This window comes from Nocardioides oceani (genome assembly GCF_030412965.1).
Lineage (GTDB): Bacteria > Actinomycetota > Actinomycetes > Propionibacteriales > Nocardioidaceae > Nocardioides > Nocardioides oceani.
Genome location: NZ_JAUHJQ010000006.1, coordinates 81,916 through 95,571, shown reverse-complemented (window position 1 = coordinate 95,571; position 13,656 = coordinate 81,916). Strand labels below are relative to the sequence as shown.

The 13,656-nt window shown below is 73.7% G+C and carries 18 protein-coding genes; 12 read left to right on the top strand and 6 right to left on the bottom strand.

Annotated elements, in window-relative coordinates:
• Positions 1–101: 101 nt before the first annotated feature.
• The 3 genes from sodN (at position 102) to QWY28_RS15030 (ending at position 1,927) form a co-directional block, all read left to right on the top strand.
• Positions 102–506 (top strand): superoxide dismutase, Ni, encoded by a 405-nt coding sequence (gene sodN, locus QWY28_RS15040; RefSeq protein WP_300953378.1) that lies wholly within the window; start codon positions 102–104, stop codon positions 504–506.
• 162 nt (positions 507–668) lie between these two features.
• Entirely contained in the window at positions 669–1,109 is a 441-nt protein-coding gene (locus tag QWY28_RS15035) for an ATP-binding protein (protein ID WP_300953377.1), read from the top strand.
• A gap of 2 nt (positions 1,110–1,111) precedes the next feature.
• Positions 1,112–1,927 (top strand): RNA polymerase sigma factor SigF, encoded by an 816-nt coding sequence (locus QWY28_RS15030; RefSeq protein ID WP_300953376.1) that lies wholly within the window; start codon positions 1,112–1,114, stop codon positions 1,925–1,927.
• On the opposite strand, the gene QWY28_RS15025 is transcribed toward QWY28_RS15030, so the two are convergent.
• Positions 1,928–2,380 carry a hypothetical protein gene (locus tag QWY28_RS15025; RefSeq protein WP_300953375.1) on the bottom strand — a complete coding sequence of 151 codons (453 nt, stop codon included), beginning with the start codon at positions 2,378–2,380 and terminating at the stop codon, positions 1,928–1,930. It abuts the gene before it with no gap.
• A 231-nt stretch (positions 2,381–2,611) separates the two neighbouring features.
• Here QWY28_RS15025 and QWY28_RS15020 point away from each other — a divergent pair, with 231 nt between their 5' ends.
• Entirely contained in the window at positions 2,612–2,863 is a 252-nt protein-coding gene (locus tag QWY28_RS15020) for a WhiB family transcriptional regulator (RefSeq protein WP_011755173.1), read from the top strand.
• An 18-nt stretch (positions 2,864–2,881) separates the two neighbouring features.
• Here the strand turns inward: QWY28_RS15020 and QWY28_RS15015 are convergent, their stop codons facing one another.
• Positions 2,882–4,405: a sensor histidine kinase gene (locus tag QWY28_RS15015; protein WP_300953374.1), complete on the bottom strand. Its 1,524-nt coding sequence runs from the start codon at positions 4,403–4,405 to the stop codon at positions 2,882–2,884.
• Positions 4,406–4,483: 78 nt separating this feature from the next.
• Here QWY28_RS15015 and QWY28_RS15010 point away from each other — a divergent pair, with 78 nt between their 5' ends.
• The 5 genes from QWY28_RS15010 to QWY28_RS24725 all read left to right on the top strand — a co-directional run bounded on the left by QWY28_RS15010 (position 4,484) and on the right by QWY28_RS24725 (position 8,107).
• Positions 4,484–5,344 carry a DUF2785 domain-containing protein gene (locus QWY28_RS15010; protein ID WP_300953373.1) on the top strand — a complete coding sequence of 287 codons (861 nt, stop codon included), beginning with the start codon at positions 4,484–4,486 and terminating at the stop codon, positions 5,342–5,344.
• A gap of 25 nt (positions 5,345–5,369) precedes the next feature.
• The gene (locus tag QWY28_RS15005) at positions 5,370–7,076 is read left to right on the top strand and encodes an acetolactate synthase (protein WP_300953372.1); all 1,707 of its coding nucleotides are present in this window, start codon (positions 5,370–5,372) and stop codon (positions 7,074–7,076) included.
• Positions 7,076–7,570, top strand: a complete 495-nt coding sequence (locus tag QWY28_RS15000) for a GNAT family N-acetyltransferase (protein WP_300953371.1) — start codon at positions 7,076–7,078, stop codon at positions 7,568–7,570. Before QWY28_RS15005 ends, QWY28_RS15000 begins: the two co-directional genes overlap by 1 nt.
• Positions 7,570–7,971, top strand: coding sequence for a thioesterase family protein (locus QWY28_RS14995; RefSeq protein ID WP_300953370.1), 402 nt, complete (start codon positions 7,570–7,572; stop codon positions 7,969–7,971). The genes QWY28_RS15000 and QWY28_RS14995 overlap by 1 nt, the downstream gene beginning before the upstream one ends.
• A gap of 61 nt (positions 7,972–8,032) precedes the next feature.
• Positions 8,033–8,107, top strand: coding sequence for a 50S ribosomal protein bL37 (locus tag QWY28_RS24725; RefSeq protein ID WP_369759046.1), 75 nt, complete (start codon positions 8,033–8,035; stop codon positions 8,105–8,107).
• Between the two features lie 196 nt (positions 8,108–8,303).
• On the opposite strand, the gene rsrA is transcribed toward QWY28_RS24725, so the two are convergent.
• From rsrA to QWY28_RS14975, 4 genes are all read right to left on the bottom strand, one after another.
• Entirely contained in the window at positions 8,304–8,582 is a 279-nt protein-coding gene (gene rsrA, locus QWY28_RS14990; RefSeq protein WP_300953369.1) for a mycothiol system anti-sigma-R factor, read from the bottom strand.
• Entirely contained in the window at positions 8,582–9,232 is a 651-nt protein-coding gene (locus QWY28_RS14985; RefSeq protein ID WP_300953368.1) for a sigma-70 family RNA polymerase sigma factor, read from the bottom strand. Before QWY28_RS14985 ends, rsrA begins: the two co-directional genes overlap by 1 nt.
• Positions 9,233–9,340: 108 nt before the next feature.
• Entirely contained in the window at positions 9,341–9,991 is a 651-nt protein-coding gene (locus tag QWY28_RS14980) for an alpha/beta hydrolase family protein (RefSeq protein ID WP_300953367.1), read from the bottom strand.
• Positions 9,988–10,749, bottom strand: a complete 762-nt coding sequence (locus tag QWY28_RS14975; protein ID WP_300953366.1) for an SOS response-associated peptidase — start codon at positions 10,747–10,749, stop codon at positions 9,988–9,990. The genes QWY28_RS14980 and QWY28_RS14975 overlap by 4 nt, the downstream gene beginning before the upstream one ends.
• 63 nt (positions 10,750–10,812) lie before the next feature.
• On the opposite strand from QWY28_RS14975, the gene QWY28_RS14970 reads away from it, so the two are divergent.
• The 3 genes from QWY28_RS14970 to rsgA are packed head-to-tail and all read left to right on the top strand — an operon-like array spanning position 10,813 to position 13,647.
• A complete protein-coding gene (locus tag QWY28_RS14970) occupies positions 10,813–11,343 on the top strand; it encodes a DoxX family membrane protein (protein ID WP_300953365.1) in 531 nt (176 codons plus the stop codon).
• 22 nt (positions 11,344–11,365) lie between these two features.
• Positions 11,366–12,646 (top strand): 3-phosphoshikimate 1-carboxyvinyltransferase, encoded by a 1,281-nt coding sequence (gene aroA / locus QWY28_RS14965; RefSeq protein ID WP_300953364.1) that lies wholly within the window; start codon positions 11,366–11,368, stop codon positions 12,644–12,646.
• 8 nt (positions 12,647–12,654) lie between these two features.
• Positions 12,655–13,647 carry a ribosome small subunit-dependent GTPase A gene (gene rsgA, locus QWY28_RS14960; RefSeq protein ID WP_300953363.1) on the top strand — a complete coding sequence of 331 codons (993 nt, stop codon included), beginning with the start codon at positions 12,655–12,657 and terminating at the stop codon, positions 13,645–13,647.
• Positions 13,648–13,656 lie beyond the last annotated feature (9 nt).

Sequence of the window (13,656 nt, the reverse complement as noted above, 5' to 3'; positions counted from 1 at the left end):
ACGTGACACGCGGAGTAGTGTCGCAGGCGGCACCGGCCGCAGCGCCGGTCCACCTCGGCTCGACACGATCAACGAGAAGCCACCCACCTGAGAGGACGGCAATGTTCGCGCGACTCTTCGCTCCCACCCTCGAGGTCTCGGCCCACTGCGACCTGCCGTGCGGCGTCTACGACCCCGCCCAGGCCCGCTACGAGGCCGAGTCGATCAAGGCCATCATCGGCAAGGTCGCCGACAACGACGACCCCGACTTCCGCACCCGCGCGATCCTCATCAAGGAGGAGCGCTCGAACCTGGTCAAGCACCACCTGTGGGTGCTGTGGACCGACTACTTCAAGGCCCCGCACTTCGAGAAGTACCCGCAGCTGCACACCCTCTTCAACGAGGCGACCAAGCTCGCGGGCGGCGGCGGCGGCACCAAGGCCACCTTCGACGCGGAGAAGGCCGACCAGCTGATCGCCAAGATCGACGAGATCTCGGAGATCTTCTGGGAGACGAAGAAGGCCTGAACCTGCGAAGGCCAGCTTCGTCTTCATCGACGACCGAGCCTGCGAGGTCGTCGTAACAAGAAGGCTCGCTCGTTTGCGGGGCCGGTCACCGGGTAAGCACCCGGCGACCGGCCCCGACCACTATGGTCGGGACGAAGGTCCCAGCGAAGAAGGACGAACCAGATGTCTCTCACGGCCGGCGGTCCCCTCCAGGACCGCGCCGACGTCGAGCTGCGGATCCCGGCCGACGGCGCCTACGTCTCGGTGCTCCGCACCACCACCGCAGGCCTGGCCGCGCGCCTGGACTTCACGATCGACGACATCGAGGACCTGCGCATCGCGGTGGGCGAGGCGAGCGCGATGGTCCTCCCCGAGGCCGACCCCGCCTCGGACCTGCTGTGCCGGTTCTGGCTCCTGCCGGGCCAGATGACGGTCTCGGTCAGCGTGGAGGCGGCCGCGCCGGCCGCCCCCGACCAGGACAGCTTCGCCTGGCAGGTGCTCACCACCCTCGCCTCGACCGCCTCGGTGCAGGCCGAGGGCGGCCGGTTCGGCGTCACGATGACGATGAAGGCGCTCGACCTCGGGGACGACGACCTCGAGGCCGCGCTGGGGGCCGGGCTCTGACCATGGACGCCCCGCGCACGCAGGAGGCCACGGAGGCGGACACACCGCCGACCGGGGTCGAGTTGACGCGCCTGCGCAGCGCCGCGCTCTTCCGCGACCTGCACGACGCGGAGGCGCCCCAGCACGTCCGCGAGCGGGCGCGCGAGGACCTGGTCCACCTGCACCTGCCGCTGGTCGAGCACTGCGCACGACGCTTCCGCAACCGCGGCGAGCCGTTCGAGGACCTCGTGCAGGTCGGCACCATCGGGCTGATCAAGTCCGTGGACCGCTTCGACACCGACCGCGGCGTGGAGTTCTCGACGTACGCGACGCCGACGATCATCGGCGAGATCAAGCGCTACTTCCGCGACAAGGGCTGGGCGATCCGCGTGCCGCGCCGGCTGCAGGAGCTGCGCATGCAGATCGGCTCGGCCACGGCCGAGCTGACCCAGTCGCTGGGCCGCTCCCCCACCCCGCGGGAGCTGGCCGAGGCGATCGGATGCACGGTCGAGGAGATCGTCGAGGGCATCGAGTCCAGCAACGCCTACTCCACGCTCTCCCTGGACGCCAGCGACGACTCCGAGGACGGCGCCGCGTCGATGCTCGACGCGATCGGCGTCGACGACGCGAACCTCGAGCACGTGGAGATCCGCGAGTCGATCAAGCCGCTGCTCGACCGGCTGGACCCGCGGGAGAAGAAGATCCTGCTGCTGCGGTTCTTCAAGAACATGACCCAGTCGCAGATCGCCGAGGAGATCGGCGTCTCCCAGATGCACGTCTCCCGCCTGCTCAACCGCACGCTGGTGCAGCTGCGGACCTCGCTGGAGCAGGCGGACTAGTCAGCTGGTCGGCTCGTCGGCCCTGCCCGCGGTGCCGGTCGGGTCGTCGACCAGCACGGCGGTGCTGGAGGGGTGCAGCAGCCCGACGAGGACGACCGCCGCGACGAGCGCCAGCCCGAGGGCGAGCAGCGTCGTGTCCCCGCCGCGGAAGGACCACGCGACGCCGAGGGTGATCAGCTGGGCGAGCACCGAGGGGCTGCGCGACCAGGTCGCGTGCCGACGCAGGCCTGCCGCGCACAGCAGGAGCGCGGCACCGCAGAGCAGGAAGAAGCCCGTGGTCGTGACGTTCATGGTCACCCGGCCGGGCGTGAGGTGGACGAGCTCTGCGACGGCGAGCAGCGCCAGGACCGCGCCCTCGGCGGCGACCAGCGCCGTCGCGACGGTCAGCGGGACAGGGCTCGCGGCGCCGCGCCGGCCGGCCGGCTCACCGGGAGCGGTATCGAGGTCGTCCATCGAGGGCACCGCACGAGCCTAACGGGGTCGCTCCACGCCGTCCGGGGGCGGACGTCCGGGACGCCTGTGACGGAAGAGACCATCGCAAACGCTTGTATAACGTTCCAAAGATTGCCACGCTGGACACTCGCTCGTGAATGCGTTCACATCGCTGTGCCCTGACACGGGCCCCGCAGGCTTGAGCTGCCCCTGGCCTGCACGTACGTAGTAGAGAGTAGGGATTTCCCAGCCATGGATTGGCGCCACCGTTCCGCCTGCCTCGACGAGGACCCGGAACTGTTCTTCCCGATCGGCAACACCGGTCCGGCCATCCTCCAGATCGAGGAGGCCAAGCAGGTGTGCCGACGCTGCGAGGTGCGCGAGCAGTGCCTCGCGTGGGCGCTGGAGGCGGGGCAGGACCACGGGGTCTGGGGCGGCCTCAGCGAGGACGAGCGTCGTGCGCTGAAGCGCCGCAACGCCCGCGCCCGCGTCCGCACGGCCTGAGCCGGAGGACCTGACCGCCTACCCCAGAGGTACGTCGACGGCCGCGCGCGTCCCGGGACCGTCCGGCACCGGGCCGAGCGCGAGCCGTCCGCCCAGCTCGGACTCCACGAGCGTGCGCACGATCGACAGCCCGAGGTTCGTCGAGCCGTCGAGGTCGAACCCCTCGGGGAGTCCGCGGCCGTCGTCGTCGACGGTGACGCGCAGGCGTCCCTCGCCGCGGCGTACCGTCAGCCGGATCGTGCCGCCGTCCCCGTCGGGCCCGCCGAGCTCGGTGAGGTCCTCGGGGACCGCCGGCTCGACGGAGCGGTCGACCTCGTAGCCGTGCTCGACGGCGTTCTGCAGCACCTCGGTGAGGACCATCGCCAGCGCGGTCGCCGACTCCGAGGGCAGCGTGCCGAACTCGCCGTCGCGCAGCACGCGCACGCGCCCGGCCACCGCGCTGACGTCGGTGACCATCGACCCGAGCCGGTCGGCGATCTCGTCGAAGTCGACGGTCTCCTCGACGGCCTGGCTGAGGGTCTCGTGGACGATCGCGATCGAGCCGACCCGCCGCACCGCCTCCTCGAGCGCCAGCTTGGCGGCCTCGGAGTCCATCCGCCGGGCCTGGAGGCGCAGCAGCGCGGCCACGGTCTGCAGGTTGTTCTTCACCCGGTGGTGGATCTCGCGGATCGTGGCGTCCTTGGTGACCAGCTCGCGGTCGCGCCGGCGCAGGTCGGTGACGTCGCGGACCAGCACGAGGGCGCCGATGTGCGTGCCCTGCGGTCGCAGTGGGATCGACCGGACGATGAGCGAGACGGTGTCCGTGCCGATCTCGGTGTCGCGCTGCGCGCGACCGCCGAGCACGGCGCTGAGCGTCTCCTCGTCCGGGCGGCGCCGGGGCGGCACCAGCTCGCGGGTGAGGTCGGCGAGCGAGAGGCCGGCCAGGTCCCCGGAGAGGCCGAGCCGGCGGTAGACCGAGAGCGCGTTCGGGCTGGCGTAGGCGACCCGCCCCTGGGCGTCCACGCGCAGGAACCCGTCCCCCACCCGCGGCGAGTCGGCGTGGTCGCTGCGCTGGCCGGTCGCGGGGAACCAGCCCTGCGCGATCATCTGCGTGAGGTCGGCGGCCGTCTGCAGGTAGGACAGCTCCAGCCGGCTGGGCGTGCGCACGCCGAGCAGGTTGGTGTTGCGCGCGACCACGGCGATCACCCGGTCCCCGCGGCGCACGGGGATGGTCTCCACCCGGACCGGCACGTCGTCGCGCCACTCCGGGTCGCCCTCGCGGACCAGCCGCCCCTCGGCGTACGCCGTGTCGAGGAGGGGTCGGCGCCCGGCCGGGACGAAGGTGCCGACGACGTCGTCGACGTACGCCGTCGGGCCGGTCGTCGGGCGCATCTGCCCGCCGGCCCAGAACCCGGCGCCGGCCCGGTCGGGCAGCCACAGCACCAGGTCGGCGAAGGAGAGGTCGGCGATGATCTGCCAGTCCGCCTGCAGCAGCTGGAGCCACGCGACGTCGTCGTCGGAGAGGTCGGTGTGGCTGCGCACCAGGTCGGTGAGGGTCGGCACGGTCCGTGACCCTACTGAAGCCCGGCCGAGGCGTCCGCGGGGTCGGCCTGGGCGCGGTTCCCTGGCAGGATGGGGGTCATGTCGGGGCAGTACTGGAAGCAGGTCCACGCCCGCGGTCTCGCGGTCCCCGAGGACCGGCCGCTGGAGGACCTGACCGCCGAGCTGACGCGGATGCTGGGTGATCCCGACCCCGAGCTGCGCGACGGCACCGCCTGTCCCGCGCTGACGACCTGGATCGGGCGCGGGGTGTACGACGACCTGCTGGTCGGCCTCGGCGACGGCATCGCCGCCGGCCTCGGCGTGGGGGTCGGCGAGGTCGGCACCGACACGGTCCTGCGGCGCAGCTGCTCCGCGCGGGTGCTGGCCGCGTGCCTCGAGCGTGACAACGAGCACGCGCTCGTGCCCGCCGGCAAGATCCTCGAGTGGGGCGACCGGGTGGCCACGTGGCTGCTGCGTGAGCAGGACACCCGGGGGTTCGTCCCGGGCCGGGGCTGGGCGCACGCCGTGGCCAACGGCGCCGACGCACTCGGCGCGCTGGCGCGCTCCCCGCACCTGGGCACCCCCGAGCTGACCGTGGTGCTCGACGTGGTGGCCGACCGCGTGCTGATGCCGGTGGAGCACCTGTTCGTCAACGGCGAGCCCGACCGGCTCGCCGGCGCGACCATGGCGGTGCTGCGCCGCGACCGCGTGCCGCTGCAGGTCCTCGAGCCCTGGATCGCGCGGCTCGCCGTGTCGGCGGCCAGCCGGGCGACGTACGACGACCGCGACCCGCACCTGGCCGGCGGCAACGCCGAGGCGTTCCTGCGGGCGCTGCACCTGCAGCTGGCGCTGGCCCCGCACCCCCCGGAGGTCCGGTCCGACCTGCTGCTCGTCGTGGTCGACGCGCTGCGGCACACCAACCCGTCGTTGGCGGCCACGGGCGCTTCGGCCCCCGTGTGACGTGCGTTGCACATAGCCTGCGGGCATGACCGACGCGACGACGCCCGAGACCGCTGAGACCTGGCCCGACCTGACCGCCGACACCCCCGTCCCCGAGGGCCACGTGCGGGGCCACGCCGGCGAGCTGGCCGTGGCGGTCGCGCAGGCGCACGGCGTCGAGACCATGTTCACGCTCTCGGGCGCGCACGTCTTCCCGCTCTACGACGGGGCGGTCAAGGCGGAGCAGCCGATGCGCCTGCTCGACGTCCGGCACGAGCAGACCGCGGCGTTCGCGGCGGAGGCGACCGGCAAGCTCACCCGCGTCCCCGGGCTCGCGGTGCTGACCGCCGGACCGGGCGTGACCAACGGCGTGAGCGCGATCGCCCAGGCCCAGTTCGCGGGGTCCCCGATGGTGGTCGTCGGCGGTCGCGCCCCGCAGAACCGCTGGGGCAGCGGCAGCCTGCAGGAGCTCGACCAGCCGCCGATCGTCGCGTCGGTGTCCAAGGACGCCCGGACGCTCATGACCGCGGCCGACGTCGCCCCGGGGCTCGACCAGGCCTTCCGGGCCGCCGGGTCCTCCCACCGCGGGCCGGTCTTCGTCGACGTACCGATGGACGAGCTGTTCGCGCAGGCGACGGCGCCCGAGGCCTCGGCCGTCGAGGTGCCCCGCGGGGCCGAGCCGGACCCCGAGGCGGTCGCCCGGATCGCCGAGCTGCTCGCCGAGGCGTCCCGCCCGGTGCTGGTGCTCGGCACCGACGTGTGGGCCGACCGCGCCGAGGAGGCCGCGCTGCGGCTCGTCGAGTCCGCCGGGGTGCCCACCCTGACCAACGGCATGGGCCGCGGAGTGGTGCCGGGCGGCCACCCGCTGCTGGTCACCAAGGCCCGCAGCCAGGCGCTCAAGGAGGCCGACCTGGTCGTCGTCGTGGGCACGCCGCTGGACTTCCGGCTCTCCTACGGTGTCTTCGGCGACGCGCAGGTCGTGCACGTCGCCGACTCCCCCGGCCAGCTCTCCGCCCACGCCTCGCTGGCCGCCTCGGTCGCCGGCGACCTCACCTCGGTGCTCGACGGCGTGCTCGCCGGGGTGGAGCGCTCCCCGCGCCGCCCGGACTGGTCGGCGTGGGTCGCCACGCTGCAGGACACCGTCCGCGCCGGCGTGGAGCGCGACCGCCTGCTGCTCACGGCCGAGGCCGACCCCATCCACCCCGCCCGCATCTACGGCGAGCTGGTGCCGCGCCTGGCCGAGGACGCGGTCGTCATCGGCGACGGCGGCGACTTCGTCAGCTTCGCCGGCAAGTTCGTCGAGCCCAAGCGTCCCGGCGGCTGGCTGGACCCCGGCCCCTACGGCTGCCTCGGCGCCGGCCTGGGTGCCGCCATCGCGGCCCGGATCGCCCGGCCCTCCTCGCAGGTCGTGCTGCTGCTCGGCGACGGCGCGGCCGGCTTCTCGCTGATGGACGTCGACACCCTGGTCCGCCACCGGTTGCCCGTGGTCATGGTCATGGGCAACAACTCCGCCTGGGGCCTGGAGAAGGGCCCGATGCAGATGCTCTACGGCTACGACGTCGCCGCCGACCTCGCGCCGCGCACGGCCTACGACCAGGTCGTCACCGCGCTCGGTGGTGCGGGCGAGACCGTCACCGACCCGCGCCAGGTGGGTCCCGCGCTCGACCGGGCGTTCGCCGCGGACGTGCCCTACCTGGTCAACGTGATCACCGACGTCGACGCGGCGTACCCGCGCTCGACGTTCGGGATCTGATGCGGCTGCGACGGGCCACCCCGCAGGACCTCGAGGCCGCCGGCGCGGTGACCGTGGCGGCGTACGCCGACTTCGTGCTCGGCCCCGAGGACCCGTACGTCGAGCGGCTGCGCGACGCCGCCCAGCGCGACCGCGAGGCCGAGCTGTGGGTGGCGGTCGAGGAGGACCCCGCGCACCGCGACCGGGTGCTGGGCACGGTCACGCTCTGCCCGCCCGGGTCGCCGTGGCGGGAGATCTCGCGGGAGGGCGAGGGCGAGTTCCGGATGCTGGCGGTCGACCCTGCCGCGCGCGGCCGCGGCGTCGGTGCGGCGCTGGTCGACCTCGTGCTCGAGCACCACCGCGCCGCCGGCGCGACCGCGGTGGTCATGTCGAGCCTGACCACCATGACCGGCGCGCACCGGCTCTACGCTCGGGCCGGGTTCGTCCGGCTGCCCGAGCGCGACTTCTCGCCGGCGCCCGCCGTCTCGCTGATCGCCTTCGGAAGGGACCTCTGATGACCACCGACGCCACCCTGCCCTTCACGGTCACCGACGAGGACACCGCGGCCGCCGTGGGCTCGGGCTCGCTGCCCGTCCTCGGGACGCCCCGGCTGCTCGCCTGGTGCGAGGCGGCCACCTGCGCCGCCATCGAGCCCGCCCTCGGCGAGGGCCAGACCTCGGTCGGCACGCGCGTGACGATCGACCACCAGGCCGCCAGCCCCGTCGGGCAGGCGCTCGAGGTCACTGCGTCCCCGGCGTACGTCGACGGGCGGCTGCACCGCTTCACCGTCGCCGCCCGGCACGTCGAGATCGGCCCCGAGGGACCGGTCGCGGGCAAGGTCGTCGCCACCGGGGAGGTCACCCGGGTCGTCGTCGACGCCGAGCGGTTCCTGAGCCGGATTTCTCCTGCTTCCTGACATCTGGGAGACTGTCCGACGGCCCTTCGTGGGCGACGTACATCGATCCCAGGAGGACACCATGGGCAAGACCGGCCGCAAGCGCCGCGCTCGCAAGAAGAAGGGCGCGAACCACGGCAAGCGCCCCAACGCCTGAGCGCAGGCAGACGCACTGGACCCCCGAGCCACCCGGCCGGGGGTTCGCTGCTTTCCCGGGGTTGTCCCGCCGAGCCCGGAGCGGCATGTAACGACAGGTTCACTGCTCTGGAGGCACGCTGCAGCGTGCATACAGAGCGGCGAACGTCGCGTTACATGGCCGGCGACGACCTCGAGGGGCGTCGCCGGCGGGCGGGTCAGGCCTCGGTGATGCGGACCTGGACCTCGCGGATGCGGAGCATCACGCGCTCACGGAGCTCGGCGGGGGCCGGCTCGGAGCAGGAGCGGGCGACGACCTGCTTGACGGTGCGCTGGAGGTCGTACTTCTCCAGGCACGGGTTGCAGGTGTCGAGGTGGACGCGCACGGCGGCGCAGTCGGCCTCGGCCAGCTCGTTGTCGATGAAGTAGACGATCTGCTCGAGGTAGTCCGCACACTGCTGCGGGTCCACGTGCTGGTGGGTGGGGCGCTCGCTCATCACTTGCCCCCGTCGCGACCGACGGTCAGCAGGTCGTTGGTGCGCACGTAGTCGGAGAGCATGTCGCGCAGCTGGCGACGGCCACGGTGCAGACGGGACATCACGGTCCCGATCGGCGTCTCCATGATCTCGGCGATCTCCTTGTACGCGAAGCCCTCGACATCGGCGAGGTAGACGGCGAGCCGGAACTCCTCGGGCAGGCGCTGCAACGCGTCCTTGACCTGGGAGTCGGGCAGGTGCTCGAGCGCCTCCATCTCCGCGGACTTCAGGCCGGTCGAGGTGTGCGACTCGGCCCGGGCGAGCTGCCAGTCCTCGACGTCCTCGGACATCGACTGCTGCGGCTGGCGCTGCTTCTTGCGGTAGGTGTTGATGAAGGTGTTGGTGAGGATCCGGTACAGCCAGGCCTTCAGGTTGGTGCCCGGCTTGAACTGGTGGAAGGAGGAGTACGCCTTGGCGAACGTCTCCTGCACCAGGTCCTCGGCGTCGGCCGGGTTGCGCGTCATGCGCATCGCGGCGGAGTAGAGCTGGTCGAGGAAGGGCAGCGCGTCGCGCTCGAAGCGCAGCGAGCGCTCCTCGTCGGTCTCGGAGGCGGGCTCGACCGGGTCGGCGGTCGAGGCGACCTCCAGCGGGTCAGTGACGGAGTCAGTCATCGTGGTCCAGGGTACCCGCGTCGCGCGGACACCGGACCCGACAGGCTCGACCACCGGCTCGGTCAGCGGGGGGCGTTCCATCAGCACGGTCACACCGGTCCGAACACCTCACCCCGGGCGGTTGTTCCCGGTCACCTCGCGCACGAGCCACTCCAGGGTGCACTCGACCAGCAGGTCCATCGCCTCGTCGGTGTCGATCGGGCCGCGGGCGGCGGTCAGGAACCCGTGGTCGGCGCCCGGGATGACCGCCATCTCGACGTCACCGGGGAACTCCTCGGGCCGGCCCATCGTGTCCCGCTCGCCCTGCACCACCAGGGTGGGCAGCCGCGCCCCGCGGAGCTCGTCGAGCCGCGACTTCTCCGGCTTGCCGGGCGGGTGCAGCGGGAAGGCGAGCGCCAGGCACGCGACGGCCCCGAGCCGACGGCCGCACCGCAGGGCCGAGCGGGCGCCGGCGGAGCGGCCACCGACGATGAGCGGCGTGCGCACCCGCAGCTTGTCCGAGGCGGCGACCAGGCCCTCGTCGAGGATGCGCGGCGCCGGCGCGATCCGCTTGCCGGCGACCCTCCACGGCTGCTCGACCCGGACGACGGTGAACCCGTGCCGGGGCAGGTGGGTCGCCAGCGCGAGGAGGTCGCGGGCGTCGACGCCACCGCCGGCGCCGTGCCCCAGCAGGAGCGTCCCGAGGGGCCGGGGGGCGCGGTGGGTGACGAGGCGGGCGGGCCCGTGCGGGGTGTCGACGACGCGCTCGCTCAGCGTCACTCGACGACCTCCTCGAGCGGGAGCGGGTCGAGCAGGTGGGCGCCGTTGTTGCGCACGTTGCTCACCTCCCGGGAGACGGGGTACGCCTCGAGCGCCCCCGGCGCGGCGGGCACCAGCAGGTCGAGCAGCGAGTCCTGGGCCGCGGTCGGGTCGAGCCAGGCCGACCACCGGTCCGGCTCGACCATGAGCGGCATCCGGTCGTGGATGTGCCCCAGCTCGTCCTCGGCGTCGGTGGTGATGACCGTGCACGACCACACGAACCGGTCCGGGTCGTCCTCGGCCCTGGCCGGGTCGCGCCAGATCTCGTAGAGCCCGGCCATCGCCAGGGACCCGCCGTCGCGCGGGCGGATGAAGAACGGCTGCTTGAGCGGCTTGCCGGCCTTGGTCGTCTGCTGCGTGGGGTACCACTCGAAGTAGCCGTCGGCCGGGAGCAGGCACCGTCGCTTCGCGAAGGCCCGCTTGTACGCCGGCTTCTCGGCCACCGTCTCCATCCGCGCGTTGATCATCCGGTTGCCGATGGAGACGTCCTTGGCCCACGACGGCACCAGGCCCCAGCGGACCACCCGCAGCTGCCGCTCGGCGCCCTCGGCCCGCTCGGCGACCTGCCCGGACGGCGGCCGCTCGACGACGGCGTACACGTCCTTGGTGGGCGCGACGTTGTAGTCGGGCTCGAGCGGGGCGGCGATCCGCAGGGCGTCGACGTCGAACTCCTCGACGAGGTCCTCGGCCCGGCGGCTCGAGGCGTAGCGACCGCACATGGGCGCCACCCTAGTGGCGCGGCCGCTCGTGTACGGCCCGGGCGCAGGGGGTATCTGGCCCGCATGTCGCTCAGCAGACGCCTCGCCCGTCCCATGCTCGCGTCGGTCTTCGTCGTCGGCGCCACCAACGCGCTGAAGAACAGCGACGCGCTCGCGTCCAAGGCCGAGCCGGTCACCGACACCCTGGTCGGCACGATCAAGAAGGCCGCGCCCCAGGTGCCGCTGCCCGACGACCCGCAGACGCTGGTGCGGATCAACGCCGCGGTGCAGCTGGTCGCCGCGGCGGCGCTCGCCACCGGGCGCGCGCCCCGCACCTCCGCGGCCGTGCTGGCCGCCTCGCTCGCGCCGACCACCCTGGCCGGCCACCGGTTCTGGGAGGCCGGCGACCCGGCCGAGCGCAAGCAGCACCAGCTGCACTTCTTCAAGAACGTCTCGGTGCTCGGCGGGCTGATCATCGCCGCCGGTGACACCGAGGGCCGACCGGGCGTCGCGTGGCGGGCACGCCGCGCCGCCAAGGACGCCCGCCGCGAGGCCCGGCACCTCGCCGTCGCCGCCCGGCAGGAGGCCAAGCTGGTGAAGGCGAAGGTGGCCTGACGCCCTCGCTAGAGTGCGGCGCGTGACCGACCCTGCGCGCGCCGTCGTCGAGGACCCCTGGCCCGCGCCCCGCGCCCGTGGCCCGGTCGAGGCGACGGTGACGCTGCCGGGCAGCAAGTCGCTGACCAACCGGGCGCTGGTGCTGGCCGCGGTGGCCGACGGGCCCTCCGTCGTACGCCGTGCCCTCCGCTCGCGCGACACCACGCTCATGGCGGCGGCGCTCACGGCGCTCGGCGCCTCGGTCGACACCAGCGGCGAGGACTGGCGGGTCACGCCGGGCGACCTCGCCGGCGACGCGGCGGTCGACTGCGGGCTGGCCGGCACCGTCATGCGGTTCGTGCCGCCTGTCGCGGGCCTCTCGTCGGGGACGATCGCCTTCGACGGCGACCCGCACATGCGCCAGCGGCCCGTCGGCGAGGTCCTCGGCGCCCTGCGCGCGCTCGGGATCGACGTGACCGGTGAGGCGCTGCCGTTCACCGTCCGCGGCACCGGCTCGGTGCCGGGCGGGACCGTCGTGGTCGACGCGTCGGCGTCCTCCCAGTTCATCTCCGCGCTGCTGCTGGCCGGGGCGCGCTACGACCGCGGCGTCGACGTCCGCCACGACGGCAAGCCGGTGCCGTCCCTCCCCCACATCGACATGACCGTGGCGATGCTGCGCGAGCACGGCGTCGAGGTCGACGACGCCGACGCCAACCGGTGGGCGGTCGCGCCGGGCCCGGTCCGGGCCGTCGACCACCTGATCGAGCCCGACCTGTCCAACGCCGCACCGTTCCTGGCGCTCGCCGCCGTCTCCGGCGGGACCCTCACCGTGCGGGACTGGCCGCGCCACACCACGCAGGCCGGGGACGCGCTGCGCGGCATCCTCGCCGCGATGGGGTGCGCGGTCGACCTCGGCGACGCCGGCCTCACCGTCACCGGACCCGACCGGCTGCAGGGGGTCGACCTCGACCTCCACGACGTCGGCGAGCTGGCCCCGGCGGTCGCCGCCCTCTGCGCGCTGGCCGACGGCCCCTCGCACCTGCGCGGCATCGCCCACATCCGCGGCCACGAGACCGACCGGCTCGCGGCGCTGGCCACCGAGCTCGGCCGCCTCGGCGCCGACGTCACCGAGCACCCCGACGGGCTCGAGCTGCGGCCGGCCGCCCTCCACGGCGGCGTCTTCCGGACCTACGCCGACCACCGCATGGCCCACGCAGGCGTCGTCGTCGGGGCCGCCGTCGACGGCGTGCTCGTCGAGGACGTCGCCACGACCGCCAAGACCTTCCCCGACTTCGCCGGCGCCTGGGCCGCGCTGCTCGGGTAGGCACGTCGATGTCGGGTCGCTACTCCGAGCACGACCACGAGCACTACGAGCGACCCCGCCGACGCACGCGCCCGCGCACCAAGGAGCGCCCCTCCTACGACGACGCGGTCGACGCGGTGGTCGTCACCGTCGACCGCGGCCGGTTCACCCTGCTCGTCGACGGCGCCGTCGTGATGGCGATGAAGGCCCGCCCGCTGGGCCGCAAGGGCGTCGTGGTCGGCGACCGCGTCCGGGTCGTCGGCGACACCTCCGGCGCCGACGGGTCGCTGGCCCGCATCGTCGAGGTGCACGAGCGGGAGACGGTGCTGCGCCGGACCGCGGACGACGACGACCCCGTCGAGCGGGTCATCGTCAGCAACGCCTCCCAGCTGGTGGTGGTGGCCGCCCTGGCCGACCCCGAGCCCCGGCCGCGCCTGATCGACCGCGCCCTCGTGGCGGCGTACGACGCCGGCATGCAGCCGCTCCTGTGCCTGACCAAGTCCGACCTGCGCGACCCCGAGACGCTGCTGGTCACCTACCGCTCGCTGGGCGTGCCGTGGGTGGTGACCCGCCGCGGCGGCGACCTCGCCGAGGTGCGCGAGCGGCTCGAGGGGCGCACGAGCGTGCTCGTCGGGCACAGCGGGGTCGGGAAGTCGACGCTGGTCAACGCGCTCGTCCCGGACGCCCACCGCGAGGTCGGCCACGTGAACGCGGTCACCGGTCGTGGGCGGCACACCTCGACGTCGGCGTACATGCTCGCGCTGCCGGGCGAGCGGGGCGGTTGGATCATCGACACCCCGGGCATCCGCTCCTTCGGGCTGGCGCACGTCCAGCCCGAGCACCTGATCGAGGCCTTCCCCGACCTCGACGAGATGACCGAGGACTGCCCGCGCGGCTGCACCCACGGGGAGGACGAGCCCGAGTGCGGCCTCGACGACGCGGTCGCCGCCGGGCACGCCGACCCCGAGCGGGTCTCGTCCTTCCGCCGGCTGCTCGCCGCGCGCAGCGCCCCGGACCACTGAGGCGCCGCG

Coding starts and splice junctions, on each gene's coding strand:
- sodN (WP_300953378.1), top strand. CDS start 102: ATGTTCGCGCGACTCTTCGCTCCCACCCTCGAGGTCTCGGCCCACTGC.
- QWY28_RS15000 (WP_300953371.1), top strand. CDS start 7,076: ATGCGGCTGCGACGGGCCACCCCGCAGGACCTCGAGGCCGCCGGCGCG.
- rsrA (WP_300953369.1), bottom strand. CDS start 8,582: ATGAGCGAGCGCCCCACCCACCAGCACGTGGACCCGCAGCAGTGTGCG.
- QWY28_RS15010 (WP_300953373.1), top strand. CDS start 4,484: ATGTCGGGGCAGTACTGGAAGCAGGTCCACGCCCGCGGTCTCGCGGTC.
- QWY28_RS14975 (WP_300953366.1), bottom strand. CDS start 10,749: ATGTGCGGTCGCTACGCCTCGAGCCGCCGGGCCGAGGACCTCGTCGAG.
- QWY28_RS14995 (WP_300953370.1), top strand. CDS start 7,570: ATGACCACCGACGCCACCCTGCCCTTCACGGTCACCGACGAGGACACC.
- QWY28_RS15005 (WP_300953372.1), top strand. CDS start 5,370: ATGACCGACGCGACGACGCCCGAGACCGCTGAGACCTGGCCCGACCTG.
- QWY28_RS14985 (WP_300953368.1), bottom strand. CDS start 9,232: ATGACTGACTCCGTCACTGACCCGCTGGAGGTCGCCTCGACCGCCGAC.
- QWY28_RS15030 (WP_300953376.1), top strand. CDS start 1,112: ATGGACGCCCCGCGCACGCAGGAGGCCACGGAGGCGGACACACCGCCG.
- QWY28_RS15020 (WP_011755173.1), top strand. CDS start 2,612: ATGGATTGGCGCCACCGTTCCGCCTGCCTCGACGAGGACCCGGAACTG.
- QWY28_RS14970 (WP_300953365.1), top strand. CDS start 10,813: ATGTCGCTCAGCAGACGCCTCGCCCGTCCCATGCTCGCGTCGGTCTTC.
- rsgA (WP_300953363.1), top strand. CDS start 12,655: ATGTCGGGTCGCTACTCCGAGCACGACCACGAGCACTACGAGCGACCC.
- QWY28_RS15035 (WP_300953377.1), top strand. CDS start 669: ATGTCTCTCACGGCCGGCGGTCCCCTCCAGGACCGCGCCGACGTCGAG.
- QWY28_RS15025 (WP_300953375.1), bottom strand. CDS start 2,380: ATGGACGACCTCGATACCGCTCCCGGTGAGCCGGCCGGCCGGCGCGGC.